This is a genomic window from Pseudomonas sp. BAY1663, assembly GCF_000582595.1.
GTDB classification, from domain to species: Bacteria; Pseudomonadota; Gammaproteobacteria; order Pseudomonadales; family Pseudomonadaceae; genus Stutzerimonas; species Stutzerimonas stutzeri_AF.
Window position 1 is genome coordinate 93,472 of record NZ_AZSV01000001.1, and the last position, 16,955, is coordinate 110,426.

The window sequence follows — 16,955 nt, forward strand, 5'->3', positions numbered from 1 at the left end:
TATATGTCATTTTCCTGTTGACCCCTGTCACAGCCGAGAGCGATAGTTGTGCTGTCAACGTGCTATCTAGAGCGCCGCTTGGAGTTTTTCGTGGGGAGAAAGGGAATGCTGGCCAACCTGAAAATACGCACAGGAATATCGATCGTTCTTTGCACGCTGATCGTGGCTTTGTTGGTGTCGACCTTCACCGCCTGGAGAGGCGCGAAGATCAGCATGGAGCAGATTCAGAACCTGTATCTGCAAGGCATCGAGCGCAACGACCAACTGCAGCGCGCCTATGCCCGCCTGTTGCGCGCCCGCGTCGGCATGGCCGGGGCGTTCCTGGAAACCACTGCCGGGGAACTGGACAAGGCCCAGGCCACACTGGCCATCACCCGGAGACTGGTCGACGAGGCGGAGAGCGCCTTCGATGCATTCAGCGGAAACAGCGCCGGGGTGTCCTGGCAGAGCCTGGAGCAGGAGCTGCTACAGGCGTTCACCGCTTACCATGCGGCGCTGGACGAACAGCTGCAGGCCCTGCAAGGCGGCTCGCAGAGTCGCTACATCGAAGTCAACCTGACGGCCCGGGCGGCGAACGACGATTTCGACAAGGTGCTGCAGTCCTATGAGAAGCGGATGGAGGCGCATATCACCGCCGTCATGCAGGATGCCCGCGACCGTTATGCGCTGGCCCTGACCGAAGCCATCCTGCTGACCGCCATCACCCTGTTGCTGGCGGCCGGCTGCTGGTGGTTCATCGCCACCCGTGTGTTCGCTCCGTTGCGCGAGGTCGGCAGCATCTTCGGCCGCATCGCCGGCGGCGACCTGACCAGCCGGATCGAGGTGCGTTCGACCAACGAGATCGGCGTGCTGTTCGCTGCGCTCGCCCGCATGCAGGAAAGCCAGCGGGAAACCATCGGCAGGATCACCAATTCCTCGAACCAACTGGCCTCGGCTGCCGAAGAGCTCAGTGCCGTCACCGAGGAGTCCAATCGTGGATTGCATCGACAGCACCAGGAGCTGGAACAGGCGGCGACCGCGGTGAACGAGATGACCACCGCCGTGGATGAAGTGGCGCGCAATGCGGTGTCCACGGCGCAGGCTTCGAATGATTCCAATGAGCTGGCGCAGCAGAGCCGCGTCCAGGTGCAGGCCACCCTCGCCGAGGTGGAAGCGATGACCCGGGACATCGAGGTCACTTCGCAACTGGTGCGGGAGTTGGCCGAGCAGGCACACAGCATCGGCAAGGTGCTCGATGTGATCCGTGCCGTATCGGAGCAGACCAACCTGCTGGCGCTCAATGCCGCCATCGAGCTGCACGTGCCGGTGAGGCCGGGCGCGGCTTCGCCGTGGTCGCCGACGAGGTGCGCACCCTGGCCCAGCGAACCCAGGAATCGACCGGCGAGATCGAACAGATGATCGGTCGCATCCGCAACGGCACCGACGAGGCCGTCGGGTCGATGACGACCAGCACCCGCAGGGCACAGTCCTCGCTGGATTCGACTCGCAGCGCCGGCCAGGCACTGGAGGACATCTTCCAGAGCGTGATGCAGATCAGCGAACGCAACCTGGTGATCGCCAGCGCGGCGGAGGAACAGGCCCAGGTGACACGCGAGGTGGATCGCAACCTGATCAATATCCGCGACCTTTCCACCGGCGCCGCGGCAGGCGCCAACCAGACCAGCGCGGCCAGCAACGAGCTGTCACGCCTGGCGGTGGAACTCAACGAGATGGTGATGCACTTCAAGCTCTAGGGCCTGCTGCCAGCCGCGATCCGCCCTACATCCGGCCACAAATCACAGCGAATCGTCCTATGCCAAGCGCACGCGAACTCATGGACCTTACCGGGAAGGCAATCGCCAGCCTGTTGCGCGCGGCCCCCCTGGCGGAGCAGGCGAGCCTGATCTGCCAGGAGATCGAGCGCATAGCGCCGGATGCGATGGCCTTCATTCTGCGCATCGACGAGCAGGGGGCGTTGCGCCCTCTGGCCGGCTCCGGCCTGTCCGCACGGCAGATCCAGGCGCTGGAGGGCCTGGCCGGTGACTGTCTGTACGGTTGCACGGCGCCAATCGCTATCGATGTGGCCGTGCCCCGGAGCCTGCATGCCATCGCCGCATCGCGGGGCACGAGCCGCTTCTGGGCGGCGCCGATACAGGCCGGCGATGGCCGGGTGCTCGCCGTGCTCGCGGTGCAGCCGCAGGAAACGGCGGCGCCGACCCCGCTGCACCGGCAACTGATCGAGACCTGCCTGCCGCTCTGCGCGCTGGCCCTGGAGCGTGAGGAAAACCGTGCCCGTATCGACCGGCTGGCGTTCTACGACGACCTGACCGGATTGCCCAACCGCAGCCTGCTAGGGACCCGGGCCGCCCAGGCACTGGTCCAGGCGCGCAGCGACAAGCGCCCGCTCGCCGTGATGCTGGTCGATCTGGACCGTTTCCAGCGGATCAACCAGTGCCTCGGCCGAACCGGCGGGGATGAGTTGCTGGGCCTGGTCGCCCAGCGCCTCGGGCAGGAGCAGCGTATTTGCGACATCGTCGCCCATCTCTCGGCGGATACCTTCGCACTGGTGTTGCCCTGGTGCGATGCCGAGCAGGCCGCCGCATCGGCACAGCGGCTGCTGTCGATCCTGAACCGACCTTGCCGGATCGCCGATGTCCCGCTCGTGCTGTCGGCATGCCTGGGCATCAGCCTGTTTCCCGCCGACGGCGAGGAGATCGATACGCTGCTGCAGCGCGCCGACATCGCGCTGCAGCGGGCAAAGGCCTGTGGCCTGGGGCGTTACTGTTTCTTCAGCGAGGAGCAGATGCGTTCGCCTCAGGACCTGGCGCTGGAAGATGCGCTGCGCATGGCCATCGAACAGAACCAGTTGCGGCTGCATTACCAACCACAGGTCTGCTTCGAGGATGGCCGCTTGCGCGGGGTCGAGGCGCTGGCTCGCTGGCATCATCCGCAACTGGGAAATATCTCGCCCGCCCACTTCGTTGCCCTGGCCGAGCAGTGCGGATTGATAGACGAACTCGGGCGCTGGGTGCTGCACGAAGCCTGCCGCCAACTGGCCGAATGGCGCCGCCGCGGGCTGGCGGTTCCGACGATATCGGTCAACCTGTCGCCTTCCAACTTCCAGAACCCCGAGCTGCCGGCGACCGTTGCGCGCGCGCTCGACCAGCATGGAGTTCTGGCCGCCGAGCTGACGCTGGAAATAACCGAAAGCGTGCTGATGGACACCACTCCCGTGTTCCTGGCCACCCTCCAGGAGATTCACGCCCAGGGTGTCTCGTTGTCGATGGATGATTTCGGCACCGGCTTTTCCAGCCTGAGCCACCTGCACCGTCTGCCTGTTCAGGAGCTCAAGCTGGATCGCGCCTTCGTCTGCGATCTGGAGCGCGATGCGGCCAGCCGGACCCTGAGCGATGCGGTATTGCGTCTTGGTGAGAGCCTGCAATTGTCGGTGGTGGCCGAAGGGATCGAAACCGAGGCGCAGCGGTGCATCCTGGCCCGGATGGGGTATCGGGTCGGGCAGGGCTATCTCTTCTCCGCGCCGCTGCCTCCCGCGAAGCTGGAGGCGTGGCTGGCCTCCAGGGCTGGGCAGGCCAGGTGCCTTGCCGATGCCATCGTTCCCGACTGAGGACTTCCGGCGCGCAGGGCCGATCTTCGCCGTTCAGGACAGCCGCGCCAGCAGCATCAGCAGCGCCAGGTTCAGCAACAGGGAAAGCAGTGCCACGCTGCGCCATACCTTGAGCGGTTCGCGCTCGAGCAACGGCCGCGGTCGAGGGTTCTGCGCCTGGCGTTCGCCCTGGTCCAGTTGCAGCAGCCATTGCTCCGCCGTCTCGAAACGCTGCCGTGGGTCCGCTGCCACGGCCTGCTCGAGGAGCGCATCCAGCCAGGAGGGCACGTCCGGGCGATAGCGGCTGGGCGGTGTCGGCTTGCCGAAGCGCGGGTGCTGGAACGGCTCGATCTCGCCGTAGGGATAGTGGCCGGTCAGCAGGTAGTAGAGCGTCACGCCGGTGGCGTAGAGATCGTGGCCCGTGCCTGGTGCTTCTCCAGCAAAGGCCTCGGGGGCAAGGAAGCTGGGCGTGCCAGGCAACTGGTGCGGCAGGTCGCGCGACAGGCCCGGACAGAAGGCCAGGCCGAAATCCACTACCCGCAGTTCGCCATCCTCGCCCAGGTGCAGGTTCTCCGGTTTGATGTCGCGGTGCAGGATATTGCGCCGGTGCAGCATGCCCACGGCGCGGATCAGCCGCGGCGCCAGCTGCAGCCAGTCGACGAGCGGCATGGGGCCCTGGGCCTGGAACCGCTGCGCCAGCGTCGTTCCGGCATATTCGCGCTGCACGTAATAGAGATGCTGGCGCTGCGGCAGCGGGTGGACTTCGGCGAAGCTGCGTCCGGCGACCCGGCGCAGGAACCATTCCTCCTGCAGCAGGGCGGGCGCGGCCTCGTGTTCGTCCTGGCGGCTCGTCGGTAGCGTCTTCAACAGCCAGGGCTGGGCTTGCGCGTCACGCACCCGATAGCTCAGCGATTGCCTGGACTCGGCCAGCAGCGCCTCGACCTGCCAGCCTTCGAACGCCTGGCCGGGCCGCAGGCGTGGCGGCAGCGGCCAATGATCCAGCTGCGCCAGGGCGTCCGCCAGCACGGCCTCGGGCAACCTGTCGACGCGTAGCAGCAGCGCGCTGGCATTGTCCTGGCTGCCGCTCTGGTGGGCGAGATTGACCAGGGCGCGGGCCGCCGCGGGCAGGTCCGGCTGGTCGTGCAATACGTGTGCGAGATCCTGCTCGGTGATGCTCGACCAGACGCCGTCGCTCAGCAGTACGAAGCAGTCGCCTTCGTGCAGGTCGCCGTCCAGGTAGTCCATCAGCAGGTGCTGGTCCAGCCCCAGCGCGCGCTTGAGCACGTGCTGCATGTTCGGCTGTTCCCAGACGTGGTCCTCGCTGAGACGTTCCAACTGGGTGCCGTTCCAGCGGTAGGCGCGGCAATCGCCGACATGGGCGAGGGTGAAGCGTCGGCCGCGTAGTACCAGGGCGGTCAGCGTCGTCAGCAACGGCCCGCCGCCATTGGCCTGCAACCAGCGGTTGTGCGCCACCAGCACGCGATCCAGCGATTGCGCCACGGCCCAGGTCTCGGGGGTCGCGTAGTAATCGAAAGCCAGTGCCTGCAGGGTGGTGTGGGCGGCCAGCGCACCGTCGGCGCACTGGCTGACGCCGTCGGCGAGGGCGAACAGGTAGCCCTTGCCGGTTGCCAGCGAAGGCGCCGGTGTGACGATGCGGATCGCATCCTGGTTCTCCGGACGTGGCCCGGCGGCGCTGGCTTCGCCGTAACTGAGTTGCAAGGGCATGCGGGCTTCCGATGCGGTTGGTGTAGGCGCGAGCAAACTTGCGTGCGCCTACAGTAGATTCAAACCCGCGCAGCCGTCACGGCCGCCGAGCCCCAGGTGGTCCGCCAGCGTTGCTTGACGCCATGCAGGCCGAACCAGGCCAGCACGCCGAGGCTGGCGAACAGCCAGAGGCCGAGCTGGTAATCCCCGGTCGATTGCTTGATCGCGCCCAGGCCGGCGGTCAGCAGGAAGCCGCCGATGCCGCCGGCCATGCCGACCAGGCCGGTCATCACGCCGATTTCCTTGTTGAAGCGCTGTGGTACCAGCTGGAACACCGCGCCATTGCCGGCACCGAGGCTGAGCATGGCGACCACGAACAGTGCCAGGGCGGCGGTGGCGCTGGGCAGGTTGAAGCCCACCACGGCGAGGCAAAGCGCGGCCACGGTATACATCACCAGCAGCGCGCGGATGCCGCCGATGCGATCGGCCAGCGCACCGCCCAGCGGGCGCAGCAGGCTGCCGGCGAAGACGCAGGCGGCGGTGTAGTAGCCGGCCTTCACCGGGTCGAAGGCGTATTGGTCATGGAAGTAGCCAGGCAGGGTGCTGGCCAGGCCGAGGAAGCCGCCGAAGGTCACGCTGTAGAAGAACATGAACCACCAGCTGTCGCGATCGCCGAGGGCCTTGAGGTAGTCGGCCAGCGCCTTCGGCGCGGGACGGTTCGGCGCGTTCTTCGCCACGCTGGCGAAGAGGATCAGGGTTAGGCTCAGCGGAATCAGTGCCAGGCCGAAGACATTGTTCCAACCGAACAGGGTGGCCAGCACCGGGGCGAACAGCGCCGCCAGCACCGTGCCGGAGTTGCCGGCCCCGGCTATGCCCATCGCCTTGCCCTGGTGCTGGGGCGGATACCACTGCGAGGCCAGCGGCAGGGCGACGGCGAAGGAAGCGCCGGCCATGCCGAGGAACAGTCCCAGCAGCAAGGCCTGTTCGTAGCTGTGGATACCGTGCAGCCAGGCGACGGCCAGGGCTGCGATCACCACGCCCTGGCCGATCAGGCCGGCGGTCTTGGGCGAGGTGCGGTCGGCGAGGATCCCCAGCACCAGGCGCAGCACCGCGCCGGCGAGAATCGGCGTGGCGACCATGAAGGCGCGTTGTTGGGTGGTCAGCCCGAGGTCGGCGGCAATCTGCACGCCCAGTGGGCCGAGCACATACCAGACCATGAAGCTCAGGTCGAAATAGAGAAAGGATGCAAACAGGGTCGGCGTGTGGCCGGCTTTCCAGAAACTCGTGTTCATCGGATCGGCTCCAGGGCGTTCGTTGCGCGGCAATGCCCGCGAATGCAGCTCAGACCTGCCCCGGCAGCGGGGCGGAAAAACAAAAAGGCGTCGCAGCACGCCTGCCGGGGCAGGGTGTTTGCGACGCCTTTGTCGTGTAGCGGAGACCGCCGTTGGCCTGCCGTGGAAACGATCAAGCATCTAGCGTGCCAGCCTTGCGAATACCGCGAAGCATGGGGGTATGGCGAGCAGTGCGCGGGGCGATGATGCGAGCCGCTGCACGAATAACGCGCATCCCTGGGCCAAATCGGGGCAGGCAAGCGCGACCGCTGCGGTTGCTGATAGGCTTGGCAGGCCAAACGAGGAACGAGCGATGCCCTTTATTGCGACCCTGACCCTCAACCCGGCGATGGATCTTTCGGTCGGTACGGCCCGGGTGGTGAGTACCGACAAGCTGCGTTGCTCGCTGCCACGCCATGATCCGGGGGGCGGCGGCATCAATGTCGCGCGGGTGGTCAAGACGCTGGGCGGCAAGGCGCTGGCCATCTATCCCTCGGGAGGCCCCTTTGGCGAGTTGCTGCAGCGTTCGCTGGACGAACTCGGCCTGGTGCACAGGCCGGTGCCGATCAGGGGCGACACGCGGGAAAGTTTCACCGTGGACGAGCTGGAGACGGGGCTGCAATACCGTTTCGTGCTGCCCGGGCCGTCGCTCGCGGCGGAGGAATTGCAGCGCTGCCTGGATACCGTGGCGGCACTGCATCCCGCGCCGCAGTATCTGGTACTCAGCGGCAGCTTTCCGCCCGGGGTGGCCGTCGGCTTCTTCGATGAGCTGGTGCTGCTGGCGCGGCGCATCGGCGCCCGGCTGGTGGTGGACCTGTCCGGTGAGCCCCTGGCGCATGCGGCCAGCCAGGGAGGGGCCTACCTGATGAAGCCGAGCCTCAACGAACTGTCCAGCCTGATGGGCTATCCGGTGGTAGGCGAGGTCCAGCAGGAGGAGGCGCTGCGCAGCCTGATACAGCGGGGCTGCGCCGAGATCGTGGTGCTGTCGCTGGGCGCGGAGGGCGCGTTGGTCGCCCGCGGCGAGTATCTGCAGCGGATAGCTTCGCCACAGGTTCCGGTGACCAGCGCGGTGGGCGCGGGCGACAGCATGCTCGGGGCCATCGTCCTGGCGCTGGCCGAGGGGCGTGAACTCGGCGATGCCGTGCGTTGCGGCGTTGCCGCCGGCGCCGCAACGGTGATGCGCCCGGGGACCGAGCTTTGCCACCGCGAGGATGTGCAGCGGCTGCTTGCCGGACTCGACCGCTCGGACCGCTAGGGCTTGCGCCATGTGCTGCAGTTGTAGGCCGGGTTGGGCCGCGCAGCGGCGAAGCCCGACATCGCACGGAGCCAAGGCCTGTTCCCGCGCGCCGGGGAAAATCCATCTTTACGAATGTGTCGCCTGGGGCCTCGCTCATTGGGCTTCGCAGGTCCAACCCAACCTACAAACTGGTGGGGGCTCCAGGTTTCAGGACGCCCTGCAGCCCGGCACCTTCACTGCCCGAGCAGTTCGTTCATCGCGATGATCTGTTCGGCGACCTGGATCAGTTTCTGCTGGCGGCTCATCGCCTGTCGGCGCATGAGGGTATAGGCCTCTTCCTCCTTGCAGTCGCGCATCTTCATCAGCATACCCTTGGCCAGTTCGATGCGCTTGCGCTCGGCCAGTTGCTGTTCGCGTGCCTGCAATTGCGCGCGGATGGCCTGGTCGCTCTCGAAGCGGGCCATGGCCACCTCGAGGATCGGCTTCAGGCGCTGGGCCTGGATGCCCTCGACGATATAGGCGCTGACGCCGGCGCGGATCGCCTGGCGCATGGCGGCCGGGTCGCTGTCGTCGGTGAACATGACGATGGGCCGTGGCTGGTCGCGCGTGACCAGCACCACCTGCTCCATGACGTCGCGGCCGGGCGAGTCGGTGTCGATCAGCACCACGTCCGGGCGAACCGCTTCCACCCGTTCGGGCAGATCGATGGTCAGGCCGGATTCTTCGATGACCTCGAAGCCGGCCTCGATCAGGGCGTTCTTCAGCCGGCCGACCTTACGCGGGGTGTCGTCGATGAGGAGAATGCGCAACATGCCGATCTCCTTCAGGGTGCCGGCGCCACGGCGCTGTCGGCCATGGCGTGCAGGGCGAAGCTGCGGGCATAGCCAGCGGGATCGCTGCCGTCCCAGTGGCTGCCGTCCATCAGGGTGGCGGTGCGCATCGGGTTTTCGGGAACGACGATGCCCAGGGCACTGGCGGCCTGCCGGTAGAGGGCGGTCTGCTGCACCGTGCGGGCGACGGCGAGGTAGTCGGGGTCCTCGCGCAGCAGGCCCCAGCGCCGCAGCTGGGTCATGAACCAGAGCCCGTCGGAGTGGTAGGGCATGTTCACCATGCCTTCGGCGAAGAAGCGCAAGGGGTGGGCGTCCTGCCAGGCGTTGCCGAGACCGTCCTGGTACAGGCCGAGAAAGCGCGGTTCGATGGAGGCCAGCGGAGCGTCGACATATTCGTGCCCGGCGATCAACTGGGCCGTGCTGCGGCGGTTTTCCTGGTTCTGGTCGATGAAGCGGCTGGCTTCGAGCACCGCCATCACCAATGCGCGCGCGGTGTTGGGGTACTGCTCGATGAACGCGCGGGTGCAGCCGAGGACCTTTTCCGGGTGATCCGGCCAGATCGATTGGCTGGTCGCCAGGGTAAAGCCGGCATCCTCGGCGATCGCCTGGGCGCCCCAGGGTTCGCCGGCACAGAAACCGTCGATGCGTCCCGCGCGCAGGTGGGCGACCATCTGCGATGGCGGCACCACCAGGGTCCGGACATCTTCCAGCGGATGAATGCCGTAGGCGGCCAGCCAGTAATACAGCCAGAGGGCGTGGGTGCCGGTGGGGAACGTCTGGGCGAGGGTAATGCGTGCACCGCTTTGGCGCACGCAGGCGAGCAATGCCTCGGGAGTGGTCACGCCAGCGGCCTTCAATGGTGCGGAGAGGCTGATGCTCTGGCCGTTCTGCGCCAGCCCCATGAGGACGGCCATGTCCACCGCCGGGCTGCCGCCGATGCCCAGGTGCACCGCATAGATCAGCCCGTACAACCCATGGGCCGCGTCCAGTTCGCCGCCAATCAGCTTGTCGCGCAGGCCCGACCAGGAATTCTGCCGGTGCAGGTTGAGGGTCAGGCCGAACGGCTGGGCGAAGCCCTGGGTGGCGGCGACGATCAGCGACGCGGCGTCGGTCAGGGGCAGGAAGCCGAGATTGACCGTGCTCTTTTCCGGTGCGTCGCTGCCGGCGACCCAGGCCAGGGCATCGTGGCGGGGCGCTATGGGGGAATCGGTCATGCTGGCTGCCTTGTGAAATGCGCGAATACGCCGCGGATTGGATGGCGGCGCAGGGGTTGCCGTGAACGTGCAAGCGATATGCCAGGGGCTGGACCCAGCTAGCAGGCATTCCGTAGGCGCCGGCATGCTGGCGAGCTTTGCTTCTACCTTGCCGGATCGCCGGCAAGCTGGCTCCTGCAGGGCGGGTGAAAGGCCACGCTGATATGCCGTATCAGCGTGGATACAGCGGTGGCAGGACGCCTTGCTCCTGTTCGCCGCCCGGGTTGGCTGCCGCTGGCAGCGCCTGGACCGCCTGCCACAGCGCTTCGCCTTGCCAGCGCTGGCCGGTTTCGCTGTACAGCGCGCCGTTGAGGCCGTCCAGTGCGTCGGACAGCGGTACGAAGCGCGCGGCCATGTCGGCGAGGGTTTCCGGTTGCTGGCGTGCCCAGGCGTCCAATGCCTGGCGCGTGGCCTGGGGATCGTTGGCCTGGCAGGCGCGGCGCAGGTCGTCGAGCAGGCTGCGCGGCGTCGGTCCGGTCTGGAGGGCACGTTGCACGGCCGGTTGCCGCCGTGCATGCAGCCACAGTGCGAAGCCGGCCAGGGTGCTGGCCGCCAGCAGTGCCGTGCTCAGCTGCCACGGCCAGAGCAGCGGCGGCCTGGCACCCGGCTGTGCTGCCAGCGGTTGTTCGGCTGGCGGCTGCAGCAGGTCCGGATTTTCGGCGACCTGCAGTCTGCGTTCGGCCAAGGTAGTGCGCTCCAGCCGGTCCTCGACGGTGTTCCACCAGACCACTTCCAGCGCCGGTAGCTGCAGGCTGCCGCTACGGGTGGGAATCAGCGCTTCGCGTTGTTCCCGGCTGCCGACGATGCCTGACGGGGCCACTTCGTTGGCGAGGTTGGGCTGGTCCGGATAGCGCCGCAGTTCGGCGCTTTGCGGCGAGCCGATGGCTGGCAACTGGGTGCTGGTCAGGCCCTCGGCCTTGAGCAGCAGGCTGCGAGTCAGCGATTGGCCGGCCTGGGCCCGGTCCGGTTCGGGGCTCCAGGCTTCCACCAGCGTGAGGCTGCGTGCAGGCAGCCAGGGGGCATCGGCGGGATAGTCCGCGGGCTTGCCCTTGACGTGCAGCGGGATGCTCGGAGATCTGACCTGGGTCGAGCGGCCCGGGCGCGGGCCGAACAGCGAGTCGTTGCCGGCCGCCACGGTGGTGGCGCTGAAGAGTTGGGCGGGGATGACCAGCTCGCCGCTTTTCTGCGGGAACAGCGCATAGCGCACCTCGATGACGCCATGGCGGATGCCATTGATGGTCTTTTCGTAGGTGCGTGGCTCGCCGAGGCGCTCCACCAGTGCGTCGGGCATCTGCAGGGGCGACAGGCTGCTGTCGTCGTACAGCGAGACCGAGTGATAGATGCGCAGGGTGAGGGTGACCTGGGCCTGCACGTAGACGCTGTCCTGGTCGAGGCTGGCATCGATGAAGATCGGCGCCAACTGGTCGTTCGCATCCGTGGCCCGCGATTCCTGTACCAGCAGGGTGATCGGCTCGCTGCGCCAGTCGCCGAGTTGCAGCGGCGGGATGATGACGTAGCCGGTCTGTCGCGGGCGCAGCGTGATCAGCCAGCGGGTGATCGCCCGGGTCTCGCCGTTGCTGCTGGACAACTGGTTGACCTGGCGTGTGTCGAAGATTTCGAACAGCTGTTCCAAGGGCTGCAGGTCGGGCCGGCCGAACACCGTATTGCCCTGGGATTCGAGGCTCAGCTCGAAGGTTTCATCGATATTCAGCTGGGTGCGGTCCACTCGGGCAAGCAGCCTGATGCGCCGGCCTGGGCGGCGAGCACGCTGAGCAGAAGAAGAATCATCAGGCGCATCATCGGTTCACTTCCTGGCGCTTGCGTTGTTCGTAGAGGAACTTGCGCCGCAGCAGCTCGCCGGGGTCGTCCGGGATCTGCCGCAACCATTGTTCCGTGGCCTGCTGGCGCTCCATGTCGGGCAGCGCCTCGTCCTGCCCCCGGGGTCGTGCGGCAGCCGGCTGCGGCTCGTCCGGTTGCTCGCCGGCAGGGCTTGGTGATGAGGCATCGTCGCGGCTCTCGCGGGGCGGTTCGTCGTTGGCATTTTCCGGTGGCGGCGGCTTGGTCTCGGTGCTTCCTTGCGGTTGCTGCGCACTGGCTTGCGATTCGGCGGCTCGAGAATCTTCCTGCGGCTGTTGCTGGCGTTGCCGCAGCAGCTCTTCGACCAGTGCCTTGTTGCGCTGCGCCACCTGCAGGTCGGGTTGCAGTTCCAGCGCTTGATCGTAGGCCTCGATGGCCGCCTCGAAGGCTTCGCTACGGGCCAGGGCATTGCCGCGGTTGTAATGGTCGGCGGCGCTGCGGCCTTCGGCGAACAGCTTGGCCGCGGCGGGATAGTCGCCGGCCCGGTAGCGGGCGATCGCCTGCCAGCGGCGATCGGTGAAGCGTTCGGCGGCTCGCTCCGGTTGCTGTGCCTCGAGCAGGCGCCGGCCCTGCTGGTCGGGGCGCAACCAGAAATCCTCGATCTCTAAGGCGCTGGCCGGCTGCGGCTGCAGCAGCAACAGCGGCAGGCAGAACAGCCAGCCGCGGCGGCCGGCACAGGCGGCCAGCAGGAGCAGGGGCAGCAGCAGCCAGTGGCCCTGATCCAGCCAGGCCTCGAGGCGGGTGACATCGTCGTGCTGCAGCAGCGCACCGGTCGCATTGAGCAGGCCGAGGGCCATCAGGTCGGCGTCGCCCAGGCGCGCCTGCTGGTAGCGCCCGCCCAGCTCGCTGGCGAAGCGGCGCAGGCCGGCATGGTCGAGGCGGGGAATCAGGATCGCGCCCTGTTCGTCCTTGAGGAAACTGCCGTTCTCCCCGGCGATCGGCGCCCCCTGTTCGGTGCCGACGCCGAGGATCAGCAGACGCTGGCCCTGGCCGCGCATGAGCGTGGCGATGCCGCTGCGTTCCTGTTCGTCCAGGCTGCTGCCGATCAGCAGCAGTCGGCCCTGGCCCTGGCCGGCCTGCTCCAGTAGTGCAAGGCCCTGGGCGGCCGCCAGGTCGGCGCGCTGCCCGGGCTCGGGCATCAGCGCCGGGCGCAGAGCCGCGAGCAGGTTGCGCGTGGTGGTCAGGTCGTCCGACAGCGGCACCAGCGTGTGCGCGCTGCCGGCATAGACCACCACGGCGGTCTGCACGTCCCGCCGGCTTTCCAGCAGGTCGAGCAGCTTGCGCTTGGCCTGGTCCAGCCGCGTCGGGGGGACATCGCCGGCGAGCATGGCGGGGGTCAGTTCCAGCAGCACGACCAGCGGGTCGGAGCGCTTCAGGCTGGGCTGCTCGAGCCGCTGCCAACTGGGCCCGAGCAGCGCCAGCACGGCCAGCAGCCAGGCCAGGCCCAGGGCGATCCACGGCAGGCGGCTGTTGCGCAGCCGGCCGCGGGTCAGCAGGGCGGCATGGAAGGGCTCGGGCAGCAGGCGTTGCCAGCGCCCGACCTGTCGCTGCCGATGCCAGAGGCGCCACAGCAGCCAGAGCAGCAGCGGAACGACCAGCAGCCAGGAAGGCCGCAGCAGATGCGGCAGCCAGTCGCTCATCGACGCTGCTCCCGACGCCAGGCGAGGCGCTGCAGCGGCGCGCTCCACAGGTTGGTGGCCACCAGCAGCAGGCTGATCAGCAGTGCCGCCGCGAGCGGCCAGACGTATAGCGCTTCGGCGAGGCGTGCCTGGGTCGGTTGCTGGGCGGCTGGCTCGAGGCGATCGAGGGTTTCGCCGATCGCTTCGAGTTCGGCGCTGGTGCGCGCCCGGAAGTATTCGCCGCCGGTGCGCTCGGCGATGGCGCGCAGCGTCGGTTCGTCCAGCTCCAGCCCGGGGTTGAAGCCGAAACGGCTGAGTACGCCGCCTTCCTCGGCATCGGCGCCGATGCCGATGGTGTGGATGCGCACGCCTTCCTCGGCGGCCAGGGTCGCCGCCAGCAGGGGCTCGATTTCGCCACCGTTGTTGGCGCCGTCGGTGACCAGGACCAGTACCCGGCTGTCGGCCGGCCGCTCGCGCAGGCGCTTGACCGCCAGGCCGATGGCGTCGCCGATGGCGGTATTGCTGCCGGCGATGCCCACCAGCGCTTCGTCGAGCCAGATGCGTACGGTGCGCCGGTCGAAGGTCAGCGGTGCCTGCAGGTAGGCCTTGCTGCCGAACAGGATCAGGCCGACGCGATCGCCGTGGCGCTGCTCGATGAAGTCGCCGAGCAGGCGCTTGACCAGTTCCAGGCGGGTGATTTCCTCGTCGTCCCAGTGCATGTCGGGGTAATCCATCGAGCCGGAGACATCCACCGCCACCAGCAGGTCGCGGCCGCTGACGGGCAGCGGCAGGGGTTCGCCGAGCCATTGCGGGCGGGCCGCGGCGAACAGCAACAGCAACCAGACGGTCAGGTAGGGCAACTGCTGGCGCCAGGCGGGCAGGGCAACGCGGGCGCGCCGGCCGGAAAGGCTTTGCAGCTCGTCGAGGAAGCTCACCTTCAGGGCCGCCTCGCCGCTGTCGGCGGCCGGCAGCAGCCCGCGCAGCAGCCAGGGAAGCGGCAGCAGCAGGAAGACCCAGGGCCAGGCCAGCTCAAACATGCTTGCGGATCCAGGTATCGACGGCCTGCTCGAGGCCGTCGATGGCCTTGTCGTCCAGCCGGCATTCGGCGCGGTAGGCGCCTTCGACCAGCACCATCCAGCGGGTCAGGCCGGCCGCCGGGCAGCGGTTGTCGAGGAATGCCAGCCAGGCGCGCCCGCTCAGCGTATGCGGATGATCGTCGGGGTAGCGGATGCGACACAGCCGCTTGAGCAGGGCGTTGAGCTGTTGCAGCCAGTGGCTGGCCGGCTGGCCGCCGTAGGGCTTGCTCAGGCGCGCCAGCGCATCGAGGGCCTCCTGGCGCTGCGGGTCCAAGGACGGTTCGCTCGCCGTGCGGGGCTTGCGCCGCGGCAGATGACGGAGCAGTTGCCAGAGCGCCCCGAGGGCGAGCGCCAGCAGCAGCCCCAGCAACCACCAGCCAGGCGCCGGCGGCCACCAGGAGATCGGTGCCGGCTCGATCAGCGGCGCCAGTTGGTCGAGCGGGTTCATGGCCGGGCGCTCGGGTGCTGCACGCTCAGATACTCGCGTAACTGTTCGACCAGATCGTAGTGGGTGTCGAGCGGCATCAGGGGCACCCGCAGGCGGTCGGCCAGTCGCTGCCAGCGGGCGCTGCGGGCTTCGCCTTGCTGGCGGTAGCGCTGGCGCAGGGCGGCATCCTGGGTATCCAGCTCCAGATGGGCGTCGTCCTGGCTGAAACGCAGCAGGCCGGCGGCGGGCAAGGCGTGGTCGAGTGGGTCGAACAGCGGCAGCAGCAACAGGTCGACATGACGCGCCAGCAGGCTCAGCTGTTGCTCGGCGGCATCGCTCAGGGCTCGCTCGTCGCAGAGAATCACCGAGAGGCTGCCGGGGCGCAGCACCTCGCGTGCCCTGCGCAATGCGAGGCTGAAGGCCTCCGGGTCGATGGGACTTTGCGGGTGCAGCTGGCGGTTGGCCCTGGCCAGCCGGTCCAGCAGCTGCAATAGGCTCTGCTTGCTGCGCCGCGGTTTGATTTCCTGCTGTTCGGCGCTACCGAAAACCAACCCGCCGACCCGGTCGTTGTGGTTCAGCGCCGCCCAACCGATGAGGCTCGCGGCGCGTGCCGCGAGCACCGACTTGAAGGCGCGGCCACTGCCGAAGAACAGGCGCCGGCTCTGCTCGGCGATGATGTAGATCGGCCGTTCGCGTTCTTCGTGGAAGAGCTTGGTATGCGGCTCCTGGGTGCGCGCGGTGACCCGCCAGTCGATGGTGCGCACATCATCGCCGGCCTGGTAGATGCGCACCTGGTCGAAGTCCACGCCGCGACCGCGCAGCTTGGAATGGTGCAGGCCCACCAGCGGGCTGCGCCGGTGCGGCGTCGAGAACAGCGGGACTTCGCGGACCCGGTGGCGGATGTCGATGAGTTCGGCCAGGGTCACGCGGACGCCAGCCTCGTTTTCGAGCGGCAACCCGGCGTCGCGAGCCTGCGCCTGCATCAGGCCACCGCCACCACGTCGAGGACGCGCTGGATGACGCGGTCCTGGTCGATGCCGGCGGCCTCCGCTTCGAACGAGAGGATGATGCGATGGCGCAGCACGTCGAAGAGCATCGCCTGGATGTCCTCGGGGCTGACGAAGTCGCGCCCGGCGAGCCAGGCGTGCGCACGCGCACAACGATCCAGGGCGATGGAACCGCGCGGGCTGGCGCCGTAGGCGATCCATTCGGCCAGCTCGGCGTCGAACTTGGCCGGCGTGCGCGTGGCCATGACCAGCTGCACCAGGTATTCCTCCACCGCGTCGGCCATGTACAGGCCGAGGATGTCCTTGCGCGCGGCGAAGATCGCCTGCTGGCTGACGCGATGTTCCGGCGCCGCCTCGCCATTGATCGCCTCGCCACGGGCCTGCTGCAGGATGCGCCGTTCCACCGAGGCGTCCGGGAAACCGATCTTCACATGCAGCAGGAAACGGTCGAGCTGCGCCTCGGGCAACGGGTAGGTGCCTTCCTGCTCGATGGGGTTCTGCGTGGCCATCACCAGGAACAGCGGCGACAGGTCATAGGTGCTGCGCCCGACGCTGACCTGGCGTTCGGCCATGGCCTCCAGCAGCGCCGACTGCACCTTGGCCGGGGCGCGGTTGATCTCGTCGGCGAGCACCAGGTTGTGGAAGATCGGCCCCTGCTGGAAGACGAAGCTGCCGGTTTCCGGGCGGTAGATCTCGGTCCCGGTGATGTCCGCCGGTAGCAGGTCCGGCGTGAACTGGATGCGATGGAACTCGGCCTCCAGGCCTTCGGCCAGCTCCTTGATCGCACGCGTCTTGGCCAGCCCGGGGGCGCCCTCGACGAGCATGTGGCCGTCGGCGAGCAGGGCGATCAGCAGGCGCTCGATCAAGCGTTCCTGACCCAGAATCTGGGTGGAAAGGAATTGTCGCAACGCGATTATCGATTCACGGTGATCCATCGTCTCGCTTGTTCCTGATGGCGGTGGCCGGGTCGCCGCGCCGGCGGACCCGCTTGCTGCCGCTCTCTGCAACAGACTGTCGCAGAGGGCTATGGG

The 16,955-nt window shown here is 67.8% G+C and carries 11 protein-coding genes and 2 pseudogenes; 3 read left to right on the forward strand and 10 right to left on the reverse strand.

What is annotated here, in order from left to right:
* Positions 1-105 precede the first annotated feature (105 nt).
* Together BAY1663_RS00440 and BAY1663_RS00445 are read left to right on the forward strand one after the other, a co-directional pair.
* Positions 106-1,733 (forward strand): annotated as a pseudogene (locus tag BAY1663_RS00440) (methyl-accepting chemotaxis protein).
* Positions 1,734-1,813: 80 nt separating this feature from the next.
* A complete protein-coding gene (locus BAY1663_RS00445; RefSeq protein WP_256206490.1) occupies positions 1,814-3,604 on the forward strand; it encodes a bifunctional diguanylate cyclase/phosphodiesterase in 1,791 nt (596 codons plus the stop codon).
* Between the two features lie 33 nt (positions 3,605-3,637).
* On the opposite strand, the gene BAY1663_RS00450 is transcribed toward BAY1663_RS00445, so the two are convergent.
* A complete protein-coding gene (locus BAY1663_RS00450; protein ID WP_037036979.1) occupies positions 3,638-5,308 on the reverse strand; it encodes a bifunctional protein-serine/threonine kinase/phosphatase in 1,671 nt (556 codons plus the stop codon).
* Between the two features lie 59 nt (positions 5,309-5,367).
* Positions 5,368-6,579: a NarK/NasA family nitrate transporter gene (locus tag BAY1663_RS00455; protein WP_037036981.1), complete on the reverse strand. Its 1,212-nt coding sequence runs from the start codon at positions 6,577-6,579 to the stop codon at positions 5,368-5,370.
* Positions 6,580-6,931: 352 nt separating this feature from the next.
* On the opposite strand from BAY1663_RS00455, the gene BAY1663_RS00460 reads away from it, so the two are divergent.
* Entirely contained in the window at positions 6,932-7,873 is a 942-nt protein-coding gene (locus BAY1663_RS00460; RefSeq protein ID WP_037036984.1) for a 1-phosphofructokinase family hexose kinase, read from the forward strand.
* Between the two features lie 215 nt (positions 7,874-8,088).
* Here BAY1663_RS00460 and BAY1663_RS00465 read toward each other — a convergent pair whose 3' ends face one another.
* The 8 genes and pseudogenes from BAY1663_RS00465 to BAY1663_RS00500 form a co-directional block, all read right to left on the reverse strand.
* Positions 8,089-8,667, reverse strand: a complete 579-nt coding sequence (locus BAY1663_RS00465) for an ANTAR domain-containing response regulator (protein ID WP_037036986.1) — start codon at positions 8,665-8,667, stop codon at positions 8,089-8,091.
* Positions 8,668-8,678: 11 nt separating this feature from the next.
* Positions 8,679-9,899: a CmpA/NrtA family ABC transporter substrate-binding protein gene (locus BAY1663_RS00470; RefSeq protein ID WP_037036988.1), complete on the reverse strand. Its 1,221-nt coding sequence runs from the start codon at positions 9,897-9,899 to the stop codon at positions 8,679-8,681.
* Between the two features lie 211 nt (positions 9,900-10,110).
* Positions 10,111-11,738 (reverse strand): annotated as a pseudogene (locus BAY1663_RS00475) (BatD family protein).
* Positions 11,735-13,435 (reverse strand): VWA domain-containing protein, encoded by a 1,701-nt coding sequence (locus tag BAY1663_RS00480; RefSeq protein ID WP_037036990.1) that lies wholly within the window; start codon positions 13,433-13,435, stop codon positions 11,735-11,737. The pseudogene BAY1663_RS00475 and the gene BAY1663_RS00480 overlap by 4 nt, the downstream one beginning before the upstream one ends.
* Positions 13,432-14,451, reverse strand: a complete 1,020-nt coding sequence (locus tag BAY1663_RS00485; RefSeq protein ID WP_037036993.1) for a VWA domain-containing protein — start codon at positions 14,449-14,451, stop codon at positions 13,432-13,434. Before BAY1663_RS00485 ends, BAY1663_RS00480 begins: the two co-directional genes overlap by 4 nt.
* The gene (locus tag BAY1663_RS00490; RefSeq protein WP_037036994.1) at positions 14,444-14,938 is read right to left on the reverse strand and encodes a DUF4381 domain-containing protein; all 495 of its coding nucleotides are present in this window, start codon (positions 14,936-14,938) and stop codon (positions 14,444-14,446) included. Before BAY1663_RS00490 ends, BAY1663_RS00485 begins: the two co-directional genes overlap by 8 nt.
* Positions 14,935-15,900 (reverse strand): DUF58 domain-containing protein, encoded by a 966-nt coding sequence (locus tag BAY1663_RS00495; protein ID WP_037036997.1) that lies wholly within the window; start codon positions 15,898-15,900, stop codon positions 14,935-14,937. The genes BAY1663_RS00490 and BAY1663_RS00495 overlap by 4 nt, the downstream gene beginning before the upstream one ends.
* Positions 15,900-16,859: a MoxR family ATPase gene (locus BAY1663_RS00500; protein ID WP_037036999.1), complete on the reverse strand. Its 960-nt coding sequence runs from the start codon at positions 16,857-16,859 to the stop codon at positions 15,900-15,902. Before BAY1663_RS00500 ends, BAY1663_RS00495 begins: the two co-directional genes overlap by 1 nt.
* Positions 16,860-16,955: the final 96 nt, after the last annotated feature.

Excerpts from the sequence above, each read along its gene's own strand:
- BAY1663_RS00445 (WP_256206490.1), top strand. The coding sequence starts at position 1,814 with ATGGACCTTACCGGGAAGGCAATCGCCAGCCTGTTGCGCGCGGCCCCC.
- BAY1663_RS00450 (WP_037036979.1), bottom strand. The coding sequence starts at position 5,308 with ATGCCCTTGCAACTCAGTTACGGCGAAGCCAGCGCCGCCGGGCCACGT.
- BAY1663_RS00455 (WP_037036981.1), bottom strand. The coding sequence starts at position 6,579 with ATGAACACGAGTTTCTGGAAAGCCGGCCACACGCCGACCCTGTTTGCA.
- BAY1663_RS00460 (WP_037036984.1), top strand. The coding sequence starts at position 6,932 with ATGCCCTTTATTGCGACCCTGACCCTCAACCCGGCGATGGATCTTTCG.
- BAY1663_RS00465 (WP_037036986.1), bottom strand. The coding sequence starts at position 8,667 with ATGTTGCGCATTCTCCTCATCGACGACACCCCGCGTAAGGTCGGCCGG.
- BAY1663_RS00470 (WP_037036988.1), bottom strand. The coding sequence starts at position 9,899 with ATGACCGATTCCCCCATAGCGCCCCGCCACGATGCCCTGGCCTGGGTC.
- BAY1663_RS00480 (WP_037036990.1), bottom strand. The coding sequence starts at position 13,435 with ATGAGCGACTGGCTGCCGCATCTGCTGCGGCCTTCCTGGCTGCTGGTC.
- BAY1663_RS00485 (WP_037036993.1), bottom strand. The coding sequence starts at position 14,451 with ATGTTTGAGCTGGCCTGGCCCTGGGTCTTCCTGCTGCTGCCGCTTCCC.
- BAY1663_RS00490 (WP_037036994.1), bottom strand. The coding sequence starts at position 14,938 with ATGAACCCGCTCGACCAACTGGCGCCGCTGATCGAGCCGGCACCGATC.
- BAY1663_RS00495 (WP_037036997.1), bottom strand. The coding sequence starts at position 15,900 with ATGCAGGCGCAGGCTCGCGACGCCGGGTTGCCGCTCGAAAACGAGGCT.
- BAY1663_RS00500 (WP_037036999.1), bottom strand. The coding sequence starts at position 16,859 with ATGGATCACCGTGAATCGATAATCGCGTTGCGACAATTCCTTTCCACC.